This window comes from Halobacteriovorax sp. RZ-2 (assembly GCF_043196685.1).
In the GTDB taxonomy this organism is placed as follows: domain Bacteria; phylum Bdellovibrionota; class Bacteriovoracia; order Bacteriovoracales; family Bacteriovoracaceae; genus Halobacteriovorax_A.
On record NZ_JBEBMR010000001.1, the window covers coordinates 14,791 to 38,953 of the forward strand.

At 38.2% G+C, this 24,163-nt stretch carries 16 protein-coding genes; 4 read left to right on the forward strand and 12 right to left on the reverse strand.

Going from position 1 to position 24,163, the window contains the following annotated elements:
- Positions 1 to 14 precede the first annotated feature (14 nt).
- Entirely contained in the window at positions 15 to 1,820 is a 1,806-nt protein-coding gene (locus ABMA78_RS00095; RefSeq protein WP_392855809.1) for an ABC transporter ATP-binding protein, read from the reverse strand.
- A complete protein-coding gene (locus tag ABMA78_RS00100) occupies positions 1,820 to 3,496 on the reverse strand; it encodes an ABC transporter ATP-binding protein (protein ID WP_392855810.1) in 1,677 nt (558 codons plus the stop codon). The genes ABMA78_RS00095 and ABMA78_RS00100 overlap by 1 nt, the downstream gene beginning before the upstream one ends.
- Positions 3,497 to 3,544: 48 nt before the next feature.
- Between ABMA78_RS00100 and ABMA78_RS00105 the strand changes: the two genes are divergently transcribed.
- A complete protein-coding gene (locus ABMA78_RS00105) occupies positions 3,545 to 3,973 on the forward strand; it encodes a hypothetical protein (protein WP_392855813.1) in 429 nt (142 codons plus the stop codon).
- Here the strand turns inward: ABMA78_RS00105 and ABMA78_RS00110 are convergent.
- The 6 genes from ABMA78_RS00110 to ABMA78_RS00135 are packed head-to-tail and all read right to left on the reverse strand — an operon-like array spanning position 3,970 to position 9,741.
- Positions 3,970 to 5,124, reverse strand: a complete 1,155-nt coding sequence (locus ABMA78_RS00110; protein WP_392855815.1) for a hypothetical protein — start codon at positions 5,122 to 5,124, stop codon at positions 3,970 to 3,972. The genes ABMA78_RS00105 and ABMA78_RS00110 overlap by 4 nt on opposite strands.
- Before the next feature lie 42 nt (positions 5,125 to 5,166).
- Positions 5,167 to 5,949 carry an enoyl-ACP reductase gene (locus ABMA78_RS00115; RefSeq protein ID WP_392855816.1) on the reverse strand — a complete coding sequence of 261 codons (783 nt, stop codon included), beginning with the start codon at positions 5,947 to 5,949 and terminating at the stop codon, positions 5,167 to 5,169.
- A gap of 9 nt (positions 5,950 to 5,958) precedes the next feature.
- Positions 5,959 to 6,369, reverse strand: coding sequence for a 3-hydroxyacyl-ACP dehydratase FabZ (fabZ, locus tag ABMA78_RS00120; protein WP_392855817.1), 411 nt, complete (start codon positions 6,367 to 6,369; stop codon positions 5,959 to 5,961).
- The gene (locus tag ABMA78_RS00125; RefSeq protein WP_392855820.1) at positions 6,369 to 7,109 is read right to left on the reverse strand and encodes an SDR family oxidoreductase; all 741 of its coding nucleotides are present in this window, start codon (positions 7,107 to 7,109) and stop codon (positions 6,369 to 6,371) included. The genes fabZ and ABMA78_RS00125 overlap by 1 nt, the downstream gene beginning before the upstream one ends.
- A gap of 18 nt (positions 7,110 to 7,127) precedes the next feature.
- Complete coding sequence (locus tag ABMA78_RS00130) at positions 7,128 to 8,567, reverse strand: phytoene desaturase family protein (protein WP_392855821.1); 1,440 nt, start codon at positions 8,565 to 8,567, stop codon at positions 7,128 to 7,130.
- Positions 8,568 to 8,592: 25 nt separating this feature from the next.
- Positions 8,593 to 9,741, reverse strand: a complete 1,149-nt coding sequence (locus ABMA78_RS00135; protein WP_392855823.1) for a hypothetical protein — start codon at positions 9,739 to 9,741, stop codon at positions 8,593 to 8,595.
- 131 nt (positions 9,742 to 9,872) lie between these two features.
- Between ABMA78_RS00135 and ABMA78_RS00140 the strand changes: the two genes are divergently transcribed.
- Together ABMA78_RS00140 and ABMA78_RS00145 are read left to right on the forward strand one after the other, a co-directional pair.
- Positions 9,873 to 11,780 (forward strand): ABC-F family ATP-binding cassette domain-containing protein, encoded by a 1,908-nt coding sequence (locus ABMA78_RS00140; RefSeq protein WP_392855825.1) that lies wholly within the window; start codon positions 9,873 to 9,875, stop codon positions 11,778 to 11,780.
- A 186-nt stretch (positions 11,781 to 11,966) separates the two neighbouring features.
- Positions 11,967 to 18,815, forward strand: coding sequence for a tandem-95 repeat protein (locus ABMA78_RS00145; RefSeq protein ID WP_392855827.1), 6,849 nt, complete (start codon positions 11,967 to 11,969; stop codon positions 18,813 to 18,815).
- Here ABMA78_RS00145 and ABMA78_RS00150 read toward each other — a convergent pair.
- Positions 18,812 to 20,362 (reverse strand): NAD(P)/FAD-dependent oxidoreductase, encoded by a 1,551-nt coding sequence (locus tag ABMA78_RS00150; RefSeq protein WP_392855830.1) that lies wholly within the window; start codon positions 20,360 to 20,362, stop codon positions 18,812 to 18,814. The genes ABMA78_RS00145 and ABMA78_RS00150 overlap by 4 nt on opposite strands.
- A 90-nt stretch (positions 20,363 to 20,452) precedes the next feature.
- Here ABMA78_RS00150 and ABMA78_RS00155 point away from each other — a divergent pair, with 90 nt between their 5' ends.
- A complete protein-coding gene (locus ABMA78_RS00155; RefSeq protein WP_392855832.1) occupies positions 20,453 to 21,694 on the forward strand; it encodes a CinA family nicotinamide mononucleotide deamidase-related protein in 1,242 nt (413 codons plus the stop codon).
- A 16-nt stretch (positions 21,695 to 21,710) separates the two neighbouring features.
- Here ABMA78_RS00155 and ABMA78_RS00160 read toward each other — a convergent pair whose 3' ends face one another.
- From ABMA78_RS00160 to ABMA78_RS00170, 3 genes are all read right to left on the reverse strand, one after another.
- Positions 21,711 to 22,325 carry a transposase gene (locus ABMA78_RS00160; protein WP_392855833.1) on the reverse strand — a complete coding sequence of 205 codons (615 nt, stop codon included), beginning with the start codon at positions 22,323 to 22,325 and terminating at the stop codon, positions 21,711 to 21,713.
- A 340-nt stretch (positions 22,326 to 22,665) separates the two neighbouring features.
- On the reverse strand, positions 22,666 to 23,130 hold the full coding sequence (locus tag ABMA78_RS00165; RefSeq protein WP_392855835.1) for a cyclic nucleotide-binding domain-containing protein: 465 nt from the start codon (positions 23,128 to 23,130) through the stop codon (positions 22,666 to 22,668).
- 43 nt (positions 23,131 to 23,173) lie between these two features.
- Positions 23,174 to 24,145 (reverse strand): hypothetical protein, encoded by a 972-nt coding sequence (locus ABMA78_RS00170; protein WP_392855837.1) that lies wholly within the window; start codon positions 24,143 to 24,145, stop codon positions 23,174 to 23,176.
- Between the last annotated feature and the right edge of the window lie 18 nt (positions 24,146 to 24,163).

The following is a 24,163-nucleotide window of genomic DNA, read 5'->3' on the forward strand; positions in this document are numbered from 1 at the left end:
GGCCCTAAGTAAAATTAGAGGCCATTATTAGAATTAGTCGCTTGTGTGAGGTTATAGAAGATCCCCTTTTGAAGCATTAGATTATCTGGAGTATCGAATTCGGCCAGCCTACCATCTTTAAAAACTAGAATTCTATCACACTCTTTAATTGTATCGAGTCTGTGAGCAATGAAGAATGATGTCTTTCCTTCCATCACATTATGAATTCCGTCATGAAGAATCTTTTCAAAATATGGATCAACATGTGCTGTGGCCTCGTCCAAGATGAGAATATTAGGATTTTGTAAACATACGCGTGTAAGAGAGATCACTTGTTTCTCCCCCGCAGATAGGTTTGATCCACCATCTTTTAAGACACTGTCTAAGGTAAGCTTTGAATAGCTCATCACCTTACTCATTCCAGTCTTATCACAAATTGAAAGAATATCTTTATCTGTTAAATCAGGATTTACAGAGAGATTTTCTCTGAGTGTTCCATCGAAGATAATAACATCTTGTGAAACAATTCCAATCTGATCACGGTAGTGATCAATATCTAACTCTTTAAGGTTTTGACCATCGATTAAGACCTCACCTTTTTGATAATCATAAAGACGAGAAAGAACAGCAACCGCCGTCGTTTTCCCTGAACCAGTTGGGCCGACAATCCCAATTTTTTCACCCTTGTGAATTTTAAATGAAATATCATTTAAGGCCGTACTGATTTCATTATAGCCCATGATAACGTTCTTAAACTCAATTTCACCATTGATCTTATGATGTCTATTATCATATTGATCAAAGACTTCTCTTTCTGTTTCAACCTCTATGAAGTTTGCGACACGATTAACACTTGTAAAGGCCGTTATGATATTGGCCATTTCTCTAAAAAGAGAAAGCACGGGCCAGAAAAACCTCTCACAATAGCGCATCAGCGCAATGAATAGAGCAAGAGTAAGTGTGCCACCTAAGTACGCATTCCCCCCAAACCAAACGAGAATGAGAAGTGGAAGCCCACATAGGAAAGACAACATTGGCATAGTTAGGGCGTAATATGAATTTGCACTTAATTGTACAACCTGTTGTTCATTAACTGCTGACTTAAAGTTATCATAAGACCAATCTTCTACTCCAAAAGAGCGAATCACATGGATTCCATCAATATACTCCGAAAGTTTAGAGTTAATATTTGATGAGTACTTACTAATGGCCCTATTAAGAGATCCGATTTTATCACGAGTAACAATTAGAAAGATGACCGCAGGAATCATCCCTGAGATAACCATTAATCCAATTTTAAAATCTGTTATAAGCATTGCTGTTGCCGACGAGATAATCATTAGAACAGAAATGGCCAGGCGTCCAAGAGAGCTTGTAAAGAATTTCTCAATTCCTTCCACATCGTGAGTCATACGCGTAACAATACGTCCCTGAGGCCATGAATCGAAGAACTTTAATGGTAAGTGGGATAGCTTTTGAAAAAGACGATCTCTAATCTTTAAGATGACATAACTCGTTTGTACAATTAAGTAACGACGGCCCACGTAGTGAATAAGTACACCACTCAACTCAAGAGCTAGTACATAGATGGCCCATTTCTTGGCGAGTTCCCAATTTGACTTGGCAAGCCCTTCACCAACTAATACCCCAAGAGCATGACCAGATAGCATCGAAAAAACAGTGAATGTTATAAGCATGAGAATCGACACTAAAATTTTTAGACGATACCCTTTGGCAAACTTAAATAAAAAGGCCGTTGTTTTTAAGGCCGAATGCCCTTGCTCCTTATGCTTCGATTCCTCTTGATCATCTTGTGCTAGAAATTGTTTTGCATCACTCATTACTTGGCCCCTGCTTCAATACGATCTAAATTAATCACCTTCTCGCAATACTTGAGAGTTGATTCTCTATGGGCAACCCAAACAAGAGTTGACTCTGGCAGGTATTTATTAATATTTGATAAAATTGTTTCTTCAGTAACAGTATCAACTGCTGATAAACAGTCATCTAAGAGTAAGATCTCTGGTTTTCTCACAAGAGCACGAGCAAGAGTAAGTCTCTGTTTTTGTCCACCAGATAAGTTAACACCCCACTCTCCAAGTTGTGTATCAAGGCCATCATCAAAGCCTTCAATATCGCTCTTAAGGCCTGCTATTTCTAAAACTTGCCATAGAACTTCATCATCAAAATCTTGATCCATTAAGATATTATTTCGAATAGAGTCTGCAAAGAGAAATGACTTCTGGTGAACCATGGTAATATGGGACCTTAAAAATTTATGGCCATACTCATTAAAAGGACGCCCGAAGAACGTTACTTCTCCGCGAATATCTCGTTCAAGTCCACTTAGAATATTTAAGAGAGTCGTTTTTCCAGTACCAATCTGACCGATAATACCGATACGCATACCACGCTTCACTTCGAGATTAATATTTGAAAGAATATCGTTTCCTTCATCATATTTAAAACTTAAGTTCTTGAGATTAAAAACCGTATCACCAGTTAGCTCATGTTCCACTTTCTTATCTAGTAAGTACTCTTCTTTTAAATGAGTATAGATTTCGGCCAGACGTCTTAGAGAAGTAAAAGACTTTCTCCAGTCTGAAATAATATATCCAAGTTCCATAAGTGGATCTTGTAAAAGGAGAACAAGGCCTTGGATAGCAACAAACTCCCCAACAGTAATTTCACCCTTCATAAGAATGCTAAAACCGTAAGTGAATAGAATAATATAGGTTGCAAATGATGCTAGTCCTGAAGAAGGAATATAGAGCATTGACGTGTTATTGGCATCTAGACGCATTTTACGATACTTCTGAGCACCAGCAAATAAGCGCTTGTACCAGAAAAAGGCCGTATTTCCGAGTTTTTGAAGCCTGACTGTTGAGATGGCCTTTGAAGTTTCATCATTAAAATATGAAAGATAATCTTGGGCCACATCGTAGCGCTCCATTTCAATTGTTGAAATATAGCGAACGAGAATTGGAACGATTAATAATGCCAGTACAGAAATAAACGTAATATGCACATTAATCATAAAAAGAGAAATAACAGTAAATAAACCTAAAAAGAGTACATCCGCAGCACCAACAAGTGTGAAGCCAAAAACAAAACGGGCCTGTCCAACATCACTATTGGCGGCACTCATAAGAATCCCCTTAGGATATTTATTAACGAGAGTGTCCATCGAAAAGTATTGAGCATTTTGCCAGATGTCGTCTTTTAAGAAGCCACCAGCATGATGAGTTTGTCTTCCTAAAAAGATACGCCAACCAACACGGCCAAAGTAGAGCATAACTCTAGAAAATAAAACTACTGAGAATATATAGAAGAATTTATGCCTTAAATCATCACCAGTAATGAAATAGTCAATTGTCCAAGAAGGCATCGTTTTATTCGTAAAGAAGTCAACGACATCTCCCATGGCACGAGAGTAAAATACCTGACAAATATTACAAACTACTATTGATATAATCCCTAAGAAGTAAGCTGATTTTTTGCGGCGTAAGTAATTCAACCAAATTTTATAGTGCATAGTCATTGCAAAATATTATATGATTTAAAAATGAGATTTCATATTCTTTTATTGTTAATATTTTCTGTCACATCACCAATCCACGCCGAGCTTGCAGAGTTTGACTCAGGTCCAGGTAACGCAAAAATATTTAGGATTGATGCTCTTGAAAATTACGTCAAGAAAATCAGAGAAGAAATAAGTCGCGTCGAAACAGGTATGGATGACAAAATGGGCAAAGAGCTTAAGACTCTAAAGTCCCAACTTGAAGAACTTAAGAATAAAGAAACTAATATGGACGGCCTCAAGGTTATCGAAGATCGCCTAAATAAGCTGGAATTAAAACATGCTGATGATGTAAAGAAGATGCAGGCCGACTTTAGAAACCTTCAACAAAATATCGATCAATCACTATTGGACTTATCAAATAAGATCCTACAGCGAATACAGGTTTTCGAAAAGTATCTTCAAAAGCCCTAGTGTGAACAGTGTCGATATTCATTTTCGACTACTTTTAACTTCTTAGCGATCGTTGGCTGAGTTAAATATATTGAAGTTAATCTTCTCTCATTTGAGACGTAAGAAGAGCCCTTTCTTAGCTCTTTATCTAAACAAAGCTCACTTCGTAAATTATCAACAGCAATGCCACTGTGTGCGACGACTTCAGCACTAAACCAGTCTGCAAAGACTTCATCGAGTTGATCTCTTTGCTTTCCAGGAAGTGGATAGAGCGAACGATTACATGTAGGGTTTGCTAAGAGGTTATCTCCAACTTCTTTAGTTAGTACTTTATTTTGAACTAAGAACTTTAGTTGTGAATCATCTCTATACTTGGCACCAGCACTAGTTGAATTCCTTAAACATTTTTGAATGGATTCAAAAGGATTCTTGCTCTTATAATAACCAGAGTAACGACAGCTATCAAAAGAGTGAGCAATCTCGTGTGCCATTAGACTTACTAGAGTTGCACGATACTTGGCAAAAGCAAAATTTAACCCTTCAAGTCCGATATTAATTTCATTAGTCTTAGGATCATAAGCAAGGCCCCATTCTAAAAAGTCACGGGGTGCCTCGGCCACCTTAGTTCCTTTAACTTTCATTGGTATGAAAACTTTTATGGCCTTAACCTTATTTTCGATTTCATTATATGCCTTAGACTTACCAAGCTGAATCTTTAAAACAGAAAGGGCACTTTTCTTGGCCAATTTTAAACTATTTTCTAATAAGGCAATCTTCTTCTTTGTATAAAGCTCAGAAAAAATCTCACTTAACTCTTTATCAAGTAAGTCCTGAATAACTTTCGGACGGTCTTTAAATGTCCCAGAAGAAAGAACGATATTTTCGATATAGTAGAGTCGCCACTGCTTGGCCACATTGACGGGATCGTTAACATCAAGTTTTCGACGCTTAATCCAACTCGTCACAACAGGGCTTTTCTTAGCAATTAAGCTTCCAAGTGCCTCGTCTGCAACAGCGGCAATAGGCTTTGAGTTGGCAAGATCGACCTTAAGCTTTGCAATTTCGTTGTATATCGCCTCATCTTTTTCAAAGCTGACTTTCTTACAATATGAGTTGTAGGTAGGGTTAGCAAAGAGACCTATTGAAATAAAAAAGGGGAATAAAAACTTCATTCCCCTATTATAGCTTAAAAAAATTAAATGGATTGTGTGGACTTATTTACCGGAAACAACCGCTTGATCAAAGTGGTTAGAACGCATTCCACAGTCCACCAAAATCCCCGCAGCATTAACACCACTAGAAGCATTAGATAATAAGAACGCTACCGTATTGGCCACTTCTTGTGTTTTAAGTGCTTCTTTTCTCATCGTAAGCTTTTCAGCAAAGATATAGTTATCAATATAACCAGGGATTCCTGCAGAGGCCGAAGTCTTTAATGGCCCTGAACAAACACTATTAAAACGCACGCGAGAGAACTCACTGAAGCTTTTTGCCAAGTAAGAACAAGTTGTTTCAAGCATTGACTTAATAGGGCCCATATAACCATAAGAAGTTGCCTTTGTATCAGAAATTGAAATCGTCACAACTGATGCATCTTGATTAAAAAGAGATGATAATTCATTTGAAAGCTGCACTAGAGAGAAAGAAGAAATCTGAGTCGCTTGTGCAAAGTCTTCCCAAGAAGTCTCATGAAAAGGTTTTGGATTAGCTAGGTTTGCAAAGGCAATTGAATGAAGCATTCCATCCAATTTTACTTCATCATTTTTCAAATTAACGGCAAGTGCCTTAATTTGATCGGCACTGGTTACATCAACAAGGTAGCTCTTTGACTCTGGAAAGAGCTTTGAAAGTTTGGCCTGGTGATCTTCACTTTGAACAGTGAATATACACTTACCACCATTGTCGATGATTGTTTTTGCACTGAAGTAAGCAACACTTTTCTTATTTGCAACACCAGTGATTAGAAATAACTTATTTTCAAAATTTAAAAAACTCACTTTATACCTTTATACTTTTGCACATGTAAATTCGATAGAAAGAACGGCCTTACCTGCAACCTTTGTTTTCCCTTTGAAGTAGAAAGCATTAGAGATTTGCTCAGTAAGTTCAACTTCCATCACTAGCTCATCACCAGGACGAACCATATTTTTGAATTTTGCATTTGATACTTTTGCAACGACACCTAGTCCACCATCAGCTCCAGCGGCCATCAGACACGCACCAGATTGAAAAAGTGCTTCTTGTAGAAGAACACCAGGCATAATTGGGTTACCAGGAAAGTGACCTTTAAAAAAGTCCTCATCACCAGTAACTTGATAGCTAGTTACAATTTTATTTCCCTCACGCTCAACAATTTTATCAACAAATAAAAAAGGCTCGCGTTGTGGAATTAGATCTTTAACATTTAGTTCGCTCATTACAGTCCACCAGTTACTTCAAGTGATGCACCTGTAATATAGGCAGCTTCTTTAGATGCTAGAAATTGAACAGCATGAGCAACTTCAGAAACCTTTCCAAATCTCTTTAGAGGAACTTGCTTCTTGTATTCCTTAACTTGCTCAGCAGGAAGATCAGCAATTAGTTCAGTTTCAATGAAGCCAGGGCATACATTATTAATCGTAATCCCTTTCTTACCAACTTCTTTAGAAATTGATTTACTCATAGCAATTTGACCTGCTTTAGAAGCAGCATAATTTGCTTGTCCCGGAAGGCCTAGGCTTCCACCAACAGAGCTCATATTAATGATTCGGCCATATCTCTTTGAAAGAAAGTGATTCACTGCTCTCTTTGTCATTAAGAATGTACCAGTTAAGTTGATATCAAGAACACGTGCCCAATCTTCATCTGGCATAATAGGAGATAAATTATCCTTTCTGATACCTGAGTTGTTCACAAGAATATGAATCTGCTCAAACTGCTCATTCATACGATTCCAAAAAGCTTCAACTTCAGAAGCATTTGATACATCAAAGGCCTCAAGAAAGAGATTTTCTCCCAACTCACCTAATTGCGCCTTAAACGCATTGGCCGCATCATGATTTCCAGCATAAGTAGCAACAACGCGTGCACCACTCTTTAAGAAAGCTTCAGTGATTCCACGTCCAATCCCGCGAGTACCACCAGTAACAATTGCAACCTGATCTTTAAAATCAAACATATTTATTCCTTTTATTTTTTATTTTTCGCTAGATTTATCTAAGTAAGTATTTAAGTCATGCCCTACGATAACACCGTAGTTTGCGGCCCCAAGCCAACCAGACATGATAATCCCAACAGAGCCGGCATGAAATAGGCCCTTTACTTCATTTGGAAGATCTTTAGAAACAGCAAGTCCTTCAAACTTTGTTCCAAATGAAGACCCGAAGTGGTGATGTGTATACTTCTCTACAGTACGAGGTGAAGAAACATTCACATGCTCAACCTTGTCCTTGAAACCAGGAACAAGCGTCTCCATCGTATTAAGAGCATTTTGTGCAAGATACTCTTTGCGTTCTTTATACTCTTCATCACTTAAGTGCATCCAATCTTCATAGCGTGCATTGATACTTGAAACAACTGCATATTTTTGCTTCATATGCTTTCTCATATCAGGATAGTAGATTGAGAATGTCTGAGAGTATGCTTTTGGTGATAGAAGAAGGTCTGTATCAAATTTATCTGAGCTTGAGTAAAAGATTAGCTCACCGATATTTGGAATCGACTCTCCTTCTTTAAGGCCCATAAAAACCTGACATGAAGAAGAATTTACTCTTACGGCCTTTGCTTCTTTAGCAAATTTTTCAGAATAATTCGCATTAGGAGTCATCTTAAAGATCGTATTATAAAGGGCAGAGTTAGAAAGTACTGATTTTGATAAAACCCTTTCTTCTCCAATACGCACACCTTTTGCGACATTATCTTCAACTAAGATTTCATCTACTTTTGCATGAAGTTTAATATCCACTCCATTGGCAAGTAGTTCATCTTTCATCATCCCAATAAGCTTATCCGTTCCACCTCTAAAGATATAAGCACCTTTATTCATGAAGTTAGAAAAAACAATTCCGAATGTAATGGCCTCATCTTCTAGAGTTGAACCATTAGCATAAGCGATTGGTTCAAGTAAGAAGCGAACCACATCATTTCGGCCTGGAAAGTATTTTTCAAATAATTGGCCATTAGTCATGGCCTCATCATCATAGAAATTCATGGCACGAAGTTCATTGAAGAACCCCACAACGTATTCACGTTCAAGATTAAATTTCTCCACCATGATATTAATATAGTCTTCTTTGGTGAAATCTGTATCAATCTCAAACTGAGGATTAATAAAACGAATCTTATCAACACGCTCAATGCAGTCAGCGATATCTTTTGACCAATATCGACGACAAGTTTTAATCATCCCAACAGGAAAGCCGTGAAGAGAGATATCAAAAATATGTCTTTCACCTTCATTTGTTGGACGTCTAAACCATGTAGCGAAGCCACCTAATTTATTATGGGCCTCAAGAAGAAGGACGCTTCTTCCATCTTTGGCCAGTTTGTTAGCTGCCGTCATACCTGCAAGCCCTGAGCCTACGATAATAACGTCATAAAATTTAGTAATTGGGTCTTTCTTTTTCAGTAATGTCATTTTTAACTTTTCTTTTTAAATCAAATTATTTTTTTAATACCATTGTTGATAATTTTTGTGTTTTTGGATTAATTACATAAACAATGAATGCAACAGTACCGTTATCATTGATACGTGGAGCATGAACAAATGGAGATGTAGTTGCGTCTACAACTTCATAGTCTACACCATTGATCGAAAGAGCGTCTCCTTCTCCAATAAGCTTTGACCACTGTCCATTAATATATGTAAAGATTGCCGCTACACCGGCCTTATCATAACCGCGAATAATGATGTCCCCATTTGCATTCATTGAAGGAGCAAAACCATCAAATTTAGAAATCTCTTCTCCTAAAGTTAAAATTGGCCTAACAATCCCATTACTTGAAGCAAAGAGTTTCACACCATCACTTGTTTGTGCCCAAACAGCAATGTCACCTTTTTTATTAACAGTGTATTGATTTTGGATCGCTTTAATTTTTGAAGACGGTTGTCCATCTCTATCCTGCATAACAATTTGACGACTCCCCTTTTTAATATTGTAAAGGTAGAGACGATCTGGTTGAGACTCAGCAGTAGACTTCCCCATTCTCACTTTTGTTAGAACATAATTACCGGCCGTTACTGGAGAGAAGATATATCCCATCTCTTTTGTAAAACTTGTGAAAACATCTTTTTGTCCATCAAGATTCTTGATCACAACCTTTGCTTTGCTTGTTCCAAAAGAGTGACGGTAAATTAAAGTGTCTTCACTATTCATGGCCACACCAGAAACACCAGTAAACATCCCTTCAAAGTTTTCATGTTCTAAGCGCTTACCAGTCTCAAGATTAATCGTATAAATACCAGTGTGTTCGTAACCATTATTAGGTGCGAAAACAACGTGATCTTGTCCCGTCGCTCCATCATTGAAAAGATAGAACTCACTAATGGCCTCATCACCGTTTCCAGCAAAGAGCTTCACATTATCACCTTGGTTCCCACAAAGTATTCCGTATTTAGAAATTCCGTTGTCTGCTCCACTAAGAGAGAAGCAAACTTTACCTGAATTTTCTAATCTAAGAGATGTACTGATCCAAAATGTTTGATCAGGAAGATTAAGTTTTAATTCACCACTACTTGCTAATAATTCGTAATTTGCTTGTGCATTGAACATTACGATAGCGGCCAATGCTATTTTAAATAAATTCTTCATAATATTTACCCCGAAATAAGTGAAAGTGTGTGTTATTAAAGGCATTATCATACCTAAGAGGCTCCACTTCGGCTAGAAAATGGACGAGAATTTTTTGGGCCAAATGACTAAAAATAGGTTAGATTTGACACATGTCGATCCTTTGTAACTTAAAAAACATCAATCTTGCCTTTGGGCAGAAAGTCATTTTCAATAACGCACAATTCTATATTGAGCACGGGGACAAAATTGGTCTCATTGGCCTAAATGGAATGGGAAAATCTTCGCTACTAAAAATTATTAACGAAGAATTAGCACCAGACTCCTCAACTCCCCCATTTACATTTGAAAAGGCCACGAAGGCACAGGGCCCGACTCTCGAGTTTAATGTTTTCAAAGTCGATCAAAATTTTACAATACCTAATGACGACATCACGATTGCTGAATATTTTTATTTTCAATATCGTGATTTAAAAAAACTCAATGATGATTTACTAACTCTAGACTTATCAACAGATAAGGGGCTTGAGAAACAAAATGAAATCATGGAAGAGCTTGAGCACAGAAATTACTGGGAGCTCAAAAATAATTACGAAAGTTACATCAAGGCCTTTGGCCTAACTGATCTTCATGTTAAGGTAAAAGGTCTCTCAGGTGGAGAACAGAAAAAGATTCAATTAAGTCTTGGATTAACGGCAAAGCAAAACCTTATCCTATGGGATGAGCCAACAAACCACTTAGACTTTGAAACAATTGAACAATTTGAAGATGAGATCATGAAGTCTAATAAGACTCACGTTATCATCTCCCACGATAGATACTTACTTTCAAAAGTTACGACGAAAATCTTTCACATTCATGCGGGTATTGTATCTCCTTTTAAAGGAACATACGCCGAGTACCTTGAGTTTACAGCTGCCCAGGAAGAACTCAGGTTAAACTCTTTAACAAAACTAAAGAACTCGCTTAGGCGTGAAACGGCCTGGATGCGCCAAGGGATTAAGGCCCGTGGAACTCGCTCCAAAAAGCGTGTCGAAAACTTTAACGACTTATCAAAAGCTGTCCAAAAGTTAAAGGATCAGGCACGCAGTCAACTTGATCTGGCCATGAATGATAGTAATCGAAAAACAAAACAACTTGTCCAATTCAAAGACGTTTCTTTTGGTTTTGAAAATAAAGCTCCGCTATTTAAAGGGCTAAACCTTTCAGTTTTTAAAGGAGACAAGATTGGTGTCTTGGGTGAAAACGGAGTTGGTAAATCAACTCTAATGAAACTAGTCGCAGATCGCTTAACTAATATCAGTGGTACAATCAAAAGAGCAGATGACTTGAAGGTTTGTCTTTTTTCACAAAAGAGAGATGAGTTTGATTTATCAAAGTCACCATATGATCTTCTAGGTGAAGGTGAAGACTTTATTCATTTTAAAAATGGCCGCTCAATTCACGTCGCTAGTTATTTTCAAAATTTCCTCTTTGATCGCGGCGAGCTCTATCGTCCTCTATCTAGCTTTTCAGGTGGAGAGCTAAATCGACTTCAACTTGCACTTAACTTAAAGAATGAAGCTGATATTTGGATCTTTGATGAGCCAACAAATGACCTTGATATTGAGTCGATTGAAATTTTAGAACAGAAACTTTCTGAGTTCCAAGGAACTGTTATTATCATCTCTCACGACAGATCATTCTTAGAAAATATCACAAATCGTGTCTGGTTAATTGAAAATCAATCCGTCACAAAGTTCTCAAGTGGATTTACTTTTGTTCGTCCATACCTTGAGGCCCGTGAGATTGAAAAAAATCTAGAAAACCAACAACAAGAAGACGTTGGCCCTCAAGTTATTGAAGAAGTTAAAGTCGAGATAAAACCAAAAGTAGATACCGATAAAGTTGAAGCTGAAATCATGGATATTGAAGAACAAATTACAAAAATTGATGAACTTCTATCTCGTTTTGATTATTCAAATATGGACGATGAAAAGAATCAATTGATCGCAGGACTAAATCAAAAAAAGAGTGTTCTCAATGAAAAGATTGAAGAGCTTTTTGAGCTGTTATCTTAAATAGTTAGCAACTGCCAAAGAAGAATGGCTATTTCTTATAGGAAATGGCCAAGTTCCCCACCTAAACTACTGAATTCTTTAATATAATAGAAATCTGTTACTATCAAAAAGTACTTAAAAAGTATGTGAATTTACCGATATGAACTTGACGATTATTAGTGGTACGTAAACAGGATAGGAACAAGTTTGAAATTAAAGGCAATATCGGCCCTCGTCATACTCACGCTGGCCCTACTATTGACGAATAGAAATTCGAATGACGATAGTCTAGTTGCTTCAAACACCACAAACTCAATAAATCAAATTGTTGTCGATGACGAAAACAATCAAAAACGTAAACCAGCTTCCAATTCAGCAAATTCAATAAGTTCAGTAAAGAAAAGATTCATTGCAAAGAAGACGACTCCAACTAAAGATTCGGGAGAAAACGTCAACTCGTCACCGGCATATCTTAATAATAATTATCAGAATGATTCTGTTGTCTCGACAGGAGAAATTAGCTCAGGTGAAAGTAGTTATACAGAAACAAGTAACGCAACTCCTGCTTATTCAAATAATCGTGATATGGCCTCTTCTAGCTACTCGCCAACAGAAAGCAACAAGAGTGAAGATAAGAAAATAGCGGGAGCGTCAGGATCATCCGGATCATCTGGAACAAGCTTTTATTACCAACCAACAGTACAATCACAGGAAGAGTCAAATACATCATCAAGCTCGAATTCAAAGAGCTCATCTTCATCTTCATCTTCATCGTCTGATCCATATATCCCTCCGACACCAAGGCTACAGGGTTTAGTACCCCCACTTAACGGAGTGATCACGCATACAAATTTTTTCTCACGCCAGTTCAGCGCGTATGCAGCGACGACTTGCCCTGATCCAAAGGTTGCAATCTTTGATACGGTTACGATGTCTATTCTCGAAGACAATCCAATTGATTTAGAGACGATTGCAACGTCCACTCAATTTGAATTTAATATTAATGAGCTTGATTTAGACCTAACAGCACCAGCACGCTACAAGATCAAGCTTCTAGGTTGCGATATCGAACTAGAAAAAATCGTCACAAGTTTCTATAAGAACCAGAATATTACAGCAGCTTCAACAATACTTGCCCAACTACCCTCAACTAGTATTGATTACTCAACAGATGCAAGCTTCACAAAGAAATTAGAGGAAGCAGAAGAGGCCCTATCAAAAACTCTTGATGAAAATCTGACTAATCTTGAAGATGCCTATACACAAATTGAAAGTGATAACGAAATACAAAACACTTTTAACGAGTTAACAGATGGTGAAAACCTTGAAGTCCTAAAAAGCTCAAAGCCTAAGATTAAAACAATTCTAACAGCAACCTTTATGGATGAAGGGGTTTCGGCTTCGTATTCTGCACTTGCAGATCACTGGGACTCAACTTACCAAGTTGCCTATGAATGGTTTGTTGATGGTGTCTCAACGGGAACAGGGAATGCTTGGAACTACACTCCTCCGTCTAATACTCTTCCAAAGGCAACGATCACACTTAAGGTAGGAAAGAAGCAAAGTGGGAATGATCGTGTCGATACAAATTTTCCTTTCCACGAAAAAAGCTATGAAATCGATATTAATCAAGTAAATGACGCTCCTACTTTGGCCACTCCACAAACAATTAGTGCTACGGAAGACTCAAATTTAGATTTTAGTTTAACACAAGGAGTAGACCCAGATTCATTCTCATTAACTTATTCAATTGAAACACAACCGTCGAATGGAACTCTGACTTGTAGCGCTGGCACGACAGCTTGTACATATACACCTAACCTCAACTTCACAGGTAGCGATAGCTTTACATATAAGGCAAACGACTCAGAGCTGGATTCAAATATTGCGATCGTTAATATTAATGTTGCAAACGTGAATGATAGGCCTACAATCGCAGCAAATGAGACTTTTATTGCAACAGAAGACAATGTTTTAAACTTCACTCTTACTGATTCATCAGACATAGACAATACTAGTGCTGAATTAAGCTATAAGTTAATCACGCCACCTTTAAATGGAACGTTATCAAATTGTTTTACAACAGGTGGTTATACTTCGGATCTAAGTTGTACTTACACACCTAATGCAGACCATAACGGCTCAGACACATTTACCTATATTGTTAACGATGGCCAATACGACTCAATTGGCCAGGCAACAGTTACAATAAATACAACGGCCGTAAATGATGCTCCGATACTTTCTTCAACTCAGACACTAACAACAGCAGAAGATACACTTCTTGCTTTCACGCTAAATACAGGAAGTGATATTGAAGCCGATACTCTAGACTATATTATCGTATCAACGACTTCTAATGGTGTTTTAACTTGTACGGGGGGGACTTCAAGAGATTGTCAGTATATGCCTTCAGCAAACTTCAACGGAGTTGATACTTTTACATATAAAGTTAATGATGGAAATCTTGATTCAAATACTGCAACAGCAACAATCACAATCTCATCAGAAAACGATGCGCCTCTAATTGGTAGTGACCAAAGTGAATCAACAAATGAAGACACTCTTGTAAGTTTCACACTTAATAGTGCGACTGATATTGATGTACCGGCACAAACACTTCAGTACAAGCTTATTACAGCTCCTACGAATGGGACACTATCAAATTGTATTACAAGTGGAAGCTACTCAACTGACGTTACTTGTGACTACACACCGAATTTAAATTTTAACGGGACTGATTCATTTACATATCGAGCTAATGACACGTTAGCGGACTCTCCTACACAGGCAACAGTTACAATTAATATTGCCGCTGTAAACGACGCTCCCGTCCTAACAGCAACACAAAGTGTTTTAACAACAGAAGACAATTCAGTAAGCTTTGACTTAAATGCAGCTTCAGATATTGAAAACGATGCTCTGACTTACACTATCGTTTCGACAACTTCTAGCGGTACTCTTGTCTGTGACGAGGGAAATTCAAGGGCCTGTACTTATACGCCAAATGCTAATTTCAATGGCCAAGATACATTCACTTATAAAGCTAGTGATGCAAGCTTAGACTCGAATACAGCAACTGTAACAATAGATGTGACAGCAATTAATGATGCTCCAGTGATGGCATTGGATCAAAGTTTCTCAACAGATGACAACACTCCACTAAGTATTACTCTATCAAATGCAACAGATGTTGATGGAGATAGCTTAGCTTATAAAATAACATCGATGCCAACAAACGGCTCTCTTACAAATTGTATTACAACAGGAAGTTACGGCACAGACCTTACCTGTACTTATACTTCAAATATAAACTTCAATGGTGTTGATACATTCTCATTTATTGCCAATGACACAACTACAGATGCCCTTAGTTCAGCGACTGTCACAATTACAGTAGCAGACAAGACTCCTTCAGCACCACCGACTATTGCACTTAGCTCTGCTCTTTATACGAATTCAACGAATACTAATCTTACAGTTAGCTCATGTAGTGACATAAGCTTTGTCCTAATTAATGAAGGAACTCAACCTACTCCTGCAGATAGCTCTTGGCAGTCTTGTTCAACAACAGCATCGGCCATTACATATACCTTGGCCAATACAAATCAAGGACTCCATACTCTTAAGGCATGGTCTAAGGATGTAAATGGTAACGTATCGCTAACATCAACAGATATCTCTGTTTACTATGATACGATAGCCCCTACAATCTCGATTGCCACCGTTGCTAATCAAGCAGGATCAAATGGAGTTACACTTTCATGGGATATTACGGAAGATAATATTTCAGCTGCTCAAACACATACAATTGACTATTGGAATGGGAGTGCTTGGGTAAATATCACTTCATCACTAAATGCAAGTGTTGGCCCATTATCAAATACGACTTTTACACAAGCATGGACAGTTCCAGCACTAGATATTGAAGACGCAAAAGTAAGGGTCTCACTTAGTGACCTTGCTGGAAATACTAACACAGTTGAATCGAATACATTCTGGATCGACTCGACAGCGCCACAACTTGCTCACGATACATTTACATCATATGGGCAAAGCACAACAAAGACATTTTCGTGGACACTAACAGAGAAACATATTGATGCTGGTGCAAATGATTTCGCTTTAAGATTCTTTGATGGAAGCTCTTGGCAAAATCTAACGGCAGTAGCAGCTGTTACAAGTGAGAATATTTCAAAGAGCTACTCGACTGATATCACACTAGGAAGTGAAGTTAATAATGCCGTCTTTGAAGTAAGCTTTACAGATGCAGCAGGACATAGCACGACGGTGCAGAAGACTTTTGTCATTGATGGAACAGCACCGACAATTTCTTCAATCTCATTAAATGGTGGTGCAACAACAACTGGAAATAATAATGTTCAAGTTGATCTGACTGCAGCGGACTCTGCTTCAGATATTACGTATATTTGTCTCAAGTATGATGATACAACAGCGCCTTCAAGTATTAATGATGAATGCTTCACAACACTTCCAGAGGCAAAAAGAACGAAGAATTTAACAATCACAAGTGCAGACAATCTCTATGTAAGAATTGGTTTTGTCACTAATAGCTATAGTGTTTATGCATGGGCCGCCGATGCTGCTGGAAATATTTCAACTAATACTCAAGTAGTTGGTGTAGATAAAGAGTCGATTAATTATATGCCAGGAACACCTCCTGAAATTTTTAACATTAGTGCAACGAATACAAATACACCAAGCTCACCGGCCACGCTTGCACAACTTCAGGCCCCTCAAAACAGTGATATCTACGTTAAATGGAAGGCCATTGATAATGAGGGATTAGCAACCAATCCAATTAGTATTTACTATTCTTATATGGATGGCACAGAAGAGAAATATGAGCTTCTAATGGATAGTGTTGCCAATATTCAAGGAAGCGGTTGTACGATTTCTGCCCAAGAAACAGGCTGTATCAAACTAACAGCACTTTCACCTACTAATGCTGTTTATAAGATCAGAGTAGTGGCACTTGATAGCGACGGAAGTGAAACCTTTATGACTTCGGCACCTCTTAATGAATCTAACTTTAGAATTATTGCAGGAAGTACTGAAAAAGGAATTGGCGGAAGTGGACGTTCAGTTATTTTCAAAGACGGAAATTCAACATATGAAATTGACCTATTCTCAACGGTAGTTACTGATCGTGGAGATATATTCTATCGTGACCTAGATGCTGGTCTCTTATGGGTAGATCCTGCCACAGGAATTATTAAAGAATTACTACCAACAACAGGTACACCAAGTGGAGATGGCGGATCAATTGAGAATGCCACAATTGGCTTTGCAAATGCCATTACTCTTGACTACAACAATGGGCTTCTTATTGTTGATAAGGGAAGTATTAGACGTATTGATATGAATACGACTCCTTGGCAAATATCGACTCTAGTCGGTGGAGGTTCGAACTCTAATCCAGGAACAAGTTTCGCACCAAGTGCAATCGACATTGCAAGCTTTCACCGCTTTCATGGTACGCTTATCCCTCTACCAAACGGCGACCTCTACTTTAGAAGTACTTCAAGTAATACTGATCGCAATTGGTTTCACTTTGATGCAAGCGAGAATATAGTCAATCGTATTCAAATCGATGGTGTCGGTATCTACAATGAAGACACTTATAGTTGGTCTGGAAGAAGTGTTACAAATATGGCCATCGCCTATAATGCGGTTAACTCAACGCTTGAGCATATGCATGTATCAGTTCATAAGCCTGTCACAGGAAATACTCATTACCGTGTCGCTAGACTAGACTATGCATCAGGAACACCGACAACAACTTACAATGCTATAGCTCCTTATGATATCTACACAGGTTATCGTTCAATATATAAAACAGGATTAGATGGTAAGATCTACTTTGATTATAATCACGGCAGAAACCTTATGCACTATGACCATGTCACTAATACGTACACAAGAGTTCTAGGTACAGACTCGACTTCAAGTACGCCATGTGCAGATGGGACTGCGGCAACGTCATGCCCTATTGATCTTCAAGGTTATTTTGTTAACCAACAAGGTAAAATCTATTTTAATGACCATGGCCTTATTAGAACATTAGATGATAGTGGTAATGTCGTAACTCTAGCAGGACAATTCTCTTCTTCAGGAGATGGAGAAAGTGCACTATCTGCTCGTATCTCGGCCTCTTGGCAAATTGATTGGGGTAAAGATAACGGCCAAGACAACACAATCGTTGTCGGAGATTACGTTTCAGGAACATACAGAGAATTTACAATTGGTGGAACCATTGAAACTATTGTTGGTGGTTACTCAGCGAGATCATATAGCTTTTCCGTTGATCGAACGACAGGAGATATTTTTGATGATGTTGGTTCAGGTGTAAATCGCTACAGCAGAACAACATTAACGAATACACGTGTTATTGGAAGTGGTGCCACTTGGTACTTTGATGCTGCATCCGATGGACTCGTCGGAACAGATATTAAATTTGACTGGTATAACGAGCAAATCCTTGGGGTGGCAAATGGCGAGCTCATGCTTCACAAGTCACGTTATAACGGATCAACGACTTCTGATGCATTTATTAAACTATATGATATGAGCGATAGCTACCGTCAGTCACACTTTGCGGGGATGCCTGATACAGAAAGAGGAAGTTTCTATAGTGCTGGAACGCCTTTAGCAACATCTCGTGTACCAACTTATGGTGGAATGGTTAATGCACACTACGACTCAACACTAGGCTGGATGTTTAAACAGACAAGCTCTGCGCGAGTTATGGTAAAAGGCGGCGATGGAAATATTGTTGATTACACAATGCTACCAAGAACGACTAACGGCTTCACTCACGTACGCCATAATTCGAAAGAGTATTATTACTATTGTTCAAGTAATAAGCTTTGGCAGTATAATTTTACAGATGATATCGAGACTGAATTAAGTTGGGATGCACAGGTTAGTTGTTATTCATCACAGAGAAAAATTCTCTACAACCCAACTAATCATTCTGTTCACTTCTTAGTTATTCAAAATGGATTATTTGCAGTTGCAGAGTATTTTCTTTAGATATTTTTTTCTTTACGAATCATGGCCATGGCAACTTTAACACCATCAACAGCAGCAGATGTAATTCCACCTGCATAGCCCGCACCTTCTCCACAAGGATATAGGCCTTTGTGAGAATCAGACTCAAATGTTGCCCGACTTCTTTTAATTGTCACAGGTGCAGAAGTACGAGTTTCAGGCGCTAATAAAAGAGCATCATTATTAACAAAGCCCTTCATTTTCTTATCAAAAGACTCTAAACCTTCACGTAAACCTTGTGCAATAAATTCAGGTAAGATCGTTGTTAAGTTATGAGAGAAAATCCCTGAAGGACAAGATGTCTTTGGAAGATCTTTTGAAACTCGTCCATCAAGAAAGTCTTGAACTCTTTGAGAAGGAATCTCTTTTCCTGTAGCATTTGCAACAGAAGCCTCATAGGCCTTCTTTTCAATATCGCGTTGAAAGTAGTGGCCATTTAAAACATCGTCAAGGCCAAAGTCTTTCCCTGCGTTTACAGAGACAACAAGGGCCGAATTCGACCACGGTGAGTTTCTAGCAAAGTTACTCATTCCGTTTACAACAATACCATCCGCATCTGTTCCAGATGACAGAACGTAACCACCAGGACACATACAAAATGAGTATGTTCCTTTATCAACATTTTTATTATGATAAGTAAGCTTGTAGCGTGCGGCACCAAGATTTTCTTGTACAAAACGCCCATACTGAAGGAAGTCGACTTGCGTACGACGGTGCTCAATACGAACACCTACAGCAAAGTCTTTTGCTTCCATAGCAACTTCTTTATCTTTCAAATGATAGTAAATTTCTTTTGCCGAGTGCCCTGTTGCTAGAACAACATTATTACTCTCCAGAATTCTTCCGTCACTAAGCTTTACACCTGCGACTTTCTTATCTTCTTCAAAAAGAACTTCATCAACTTTTACGTTATAGTGAATCTCACAACCTTTGTCTTTTAAGTGATCCGTGATTTTTTTAATCAGTCCTCGAATCTTATTCGAACCTAAGTGTGGGTTAGAAACGTAGGCCGTCTCAGGAGGTGCACCAAAGTCAACAAAACGATTCATTACGTATTGGACGTAAGGTGACTTAATACGCGTAATCAACTTTCCATCAGAAAACAGCCCAGCGCCACCTTCACCAAAGCATACGTTATTATCATCATCAAATTCATTATAGCGCCAAAAGCGAGCGATATGCTTCATACGATTATGTGCACGATCTCCCCTTTCAATAATCACTGACTTGATTCCATACTCAGCTAAGCGTAGAGCGCAAAAAAGACCAGCAGGTCCTGCACCGATAATAATTGGTGTTTGCGAAAAGTTATCAAGAAAATTAAATTGTTCACGGTAGGCCGAAAACTCTTCTCCTGGATAAATAATTTCTACTTTATAATTATAGATAGGCTTCTTTCCGCGATTTGCACCACGAGCATCAAGGGCCTTATTATGGATTCGATAATCAGCAAAACCTGGAAAGTTCTTATTTAGGTAAAACTCTAGGTCTTGATCGTAGTCTAATTTAAAATTCGTAATTTTACTCATTCGTACTCTTTCTTTCTCTATATGATAAAGTTATGTGATAAAATAATCAGCGTATATTATAACCTATCTTGCCCAAATTAAAGGATTAACATGGCCAAAATTTCCCAAATAATCATTGGTGACGAGCTGCTAAATGCAAAAATTAATGATCTTAACTTGCAAATACTTGCAAAAGAGATCGCTCCCCTTGGATTTGACTTCAAAAAGTGCACAGTCCTAGGAGACAAATTTGATCAAGTAACTCAGGAAATTAAAAAACAGGCCACTGAAAATGACTTTCTTATCATTACAGGAGGGCTAGGGCCAACAAAAGATGACTTAACAAAATCCATTGTTGCAAATGCACTAGGAGTTGAACTTGTTGAGAACCTCGAGGCAGAAAAGGTCGCCATAAGACAATACGAAGCTTTTGGCAGAACATTTTCACGTGAATCAAGTAATTACCACCTACTCCCAAAAGACACCTCTCCCATTTATAATCCTTCAGGACTCGCTCCAGGAATTCATGCAAAACTTGGAAGCTGTGAAATCTTTTGTACCCCAGGTGTACCACGCGAATGCCAAACCATGATTCGAGATAGCATTGTTCCTATGCTTAAGGACCGAGCAGAAAGCTCTCATGAACTCTTTGTTTGCCGTACTCACAGTATCCCAGAAGAAACAATCTTCTTTAAACTTTGCCCTAACCTTTGGGAAGACCTCGAACAATTTGGCAAGGTAAGCTCCCTCCCAATTATCTCAGGTGTGGACATTACAATAAATCTAAAACCAGAGCATCAAAATGAAGACTCACGACAAAAGATCCGTGACATTATTGAGGCAACTGAAATTAAAAATAATATTTGGACATATGGCCTTCGCTCAATCGAAGAAGTCATTGTTGAAGAAGCAAAGGCAAAAGAGCTGACAATTGGCTTTGCAGAAAGCTGTACAGGCGGACTTGCCAGCTCAACAATAACAAATGTCTCAGGCTCATCTTCAGTCTTTCTTGGAGGAGTCGTCAGTTATGCTAACTCCGTGAAAGAAAATATTATTCACGTCAAAGAAGAAACGCTCAAGAACCATGGCGCCGTTAGCATTGAAACAGCAACTGAGATGGCCACTGGTTCTCGCAAGGCCCTAGGTGTTGATATTGCCATTTCTTATACTGGAATTGCGGGCCCAGGTGGTGCGACTCCTGGAAAACCAGTAGGTACTGTTTGCATCGGTGTTGCCACAAGTGAAGGTGTATCGGCGCAAAGATACGAGTTTCGCGGAGATCGTATGCGTTTGAAAAATAAATTCTGCCAACAAGGTTTGATCTTACTTCTTGCGAAGGTACGCGACCTTTAAGGTACGCGCCACCTTTTCAGGATTTCAACATCTTGCGATCATGAGTACTTACACTAAGAGGGATTTTAAAAACACTCCTTTTTAAAGAAGTGCTAATTATATTAGTTAAGTTACTTGAAAATCTTCGTTCATAAAAAGACACCTCATCTGCATACTTAAAATGTGGCCTATAGTTTAACAAGCGAGCTTCAAAGCTTGTGAAGTGTAGAGAACTATATGGATAATCAATGCATCTTTCTACAATATTTACTCTTAGAGGATTTTGATAAATATAACGATATACATTTTGTAAATAGTCCTGATTGGACACAATTGTCCACTTATAGCGATTACTGAATTTATGATTTATTACTCTAGCATTTTGACTGATTAGTTTTGAGAGTTTGAGATTAAAATACATCATAAACCTATCAAGATTCTCATTAGGAGTTGTAATGAGTAAGTGATAATGATTATTCATTAAAACGAAACAATTTATTTCAACATTAACATTTTTCCGAGCATAAGCTAATGCCTGCTTAGCTAAATCCCAAACATGATACATTGGTAGTGGAAAAGGAACTTTATTATTAGTTCGAGAAGTTACGTGATAAGGAAACTCATTTTGTCTAATTAATTTAGGTCTAGGCATTCAGACGTTCTGTCGTATCTGACATGACAAATAAATAAAAACGACATCATTTTATTTTTTAATTCGATTACGAAACATGGTACGCGCCACCTTTTCGAGATTCTAGAAAGTTATCTAACAAAAAGGAGAAATCTTCCTCAGAGAACTCACAAGAATTAAGATTACTAATACAAAAGACTTCATTCCATAATGAATACTAATGAAAAGCAACGAGATAGAAAATTTAGGCTTAAGTATAGAAGAAATTGGAGACTAAGTGATTAAAATCTCGAAAAGGTGGCGCGTACCAAAAAGGGGGGCAGCTCAGTGAACTGCCCCTCCCCCCATCTCAGCGCTAGCTTTAGGCAGCTTTCTTAATTTCTTCCATTTCCATGATTAGGGTTGAAATTCGTTTACCTGCGCCCTGTAAACGTCCGGCCAGTAACCTTGATAGATTGAGTATCAAGAGTGAAAAGATTCGAGGATTGGTTTTGTACAGGCCGAATATGTCCGAGTAGTTCATGACGAGAACATCTGTATAATTATCTGATTGAACGGTTCCGTAGCGAACGTTCTCTTTTAGAAGTACCATCTCTCCAAAGAGGTCTCCTTTCTTACAACGAGCGATTTCTTTATCACTAGCATTGAAAACTTTGGCAGAGCCGTTAAGGATGAGAAATAATTCCTCACCAATGTCACCGTGTTTGAAAACATAGTCACCAGGCTTTAGCGTGAGCACCTTACAGCGCTCACATATAGTCATAATTTCATTGTCGTAAAGGTCAAAAAATAGCGGACAACCTTTAACGATTGATAAAACACTCATCTCTCTTCTCCAGATTTAAAGTCAGCTTTAAGTAATTACTTAATTAAGCAACATTCTTCTTATCAGGGTCCACCTTTTTAATTGGAGCATCTTCACGCATGAATCTTTCGATACTTTGAAGAACTTTAAGTACACCTTGCATTGTACTCTGCTCCTTAGCATTACCTCGTTGAAGGTGATACCAAAGGTTTTGCATAGAAGTTTCAACTTTCTTAAAAATTTTGTAACGCTTTTCCGGCAGAGGGAAAAGAGTGTTTAGGAAAGTTAAAATTAGAGAGAAGAAAATCCCCGCAATCGATGTCTTCATCGAGAAGGCAACGTTGATAACGAAACGAGTAAGGTTATCTGAAGATTTTTCAATATTATTAAAGTCAATGGCCGCAATTTCAGGAAGGGCCATGGCAATACCAATGAACGTTCCGAAAACCCCAAATACAATAAATAGGTTTGGAAGAATATCGATCATACGAGACGCACCATCAATAGGAATATGTCCATAAAGTTTAGTCCAGTTTCTATCATCACTCATGATACGATCAGTAAGCTCTGTATAGTTTGGAGGAACAGTTGATTTAAATACCGAACTCTCCCCGTGAATTGAAGCAATAAGACCATGTTTAGAACCGATATACTGATTCAGAGAAATACTTGAGCCCTCTGAGTTATCGATTTCTTTATCGATCTCTCTTTGTTGCTGTTGCATGACCTCTTTACCGTCATAATGACGATTTTGAATATTGGCATTATTGCTGAAACGAAGAGCATTATCTGGTAGGGCCGCATTTACACGTCCTAAAAGATTAGACATATAAGAATCGATATCATCGATTGGTATATTCTTTTGCTTGTCATCATCGATGGCCGCATCTAGTTCACGTGTAAAACGAGAGTAGTAAGCATCATCATCCTTACTGTGACGATATGCTAAGTAGCGGAATACAAGGGCGCATACTAAAAGCCCCATCATAAATTCGATAAGATATGTACCGAAAAACCCTAAAACAATCTCAATCATACGTACCTCTTTGTTAGG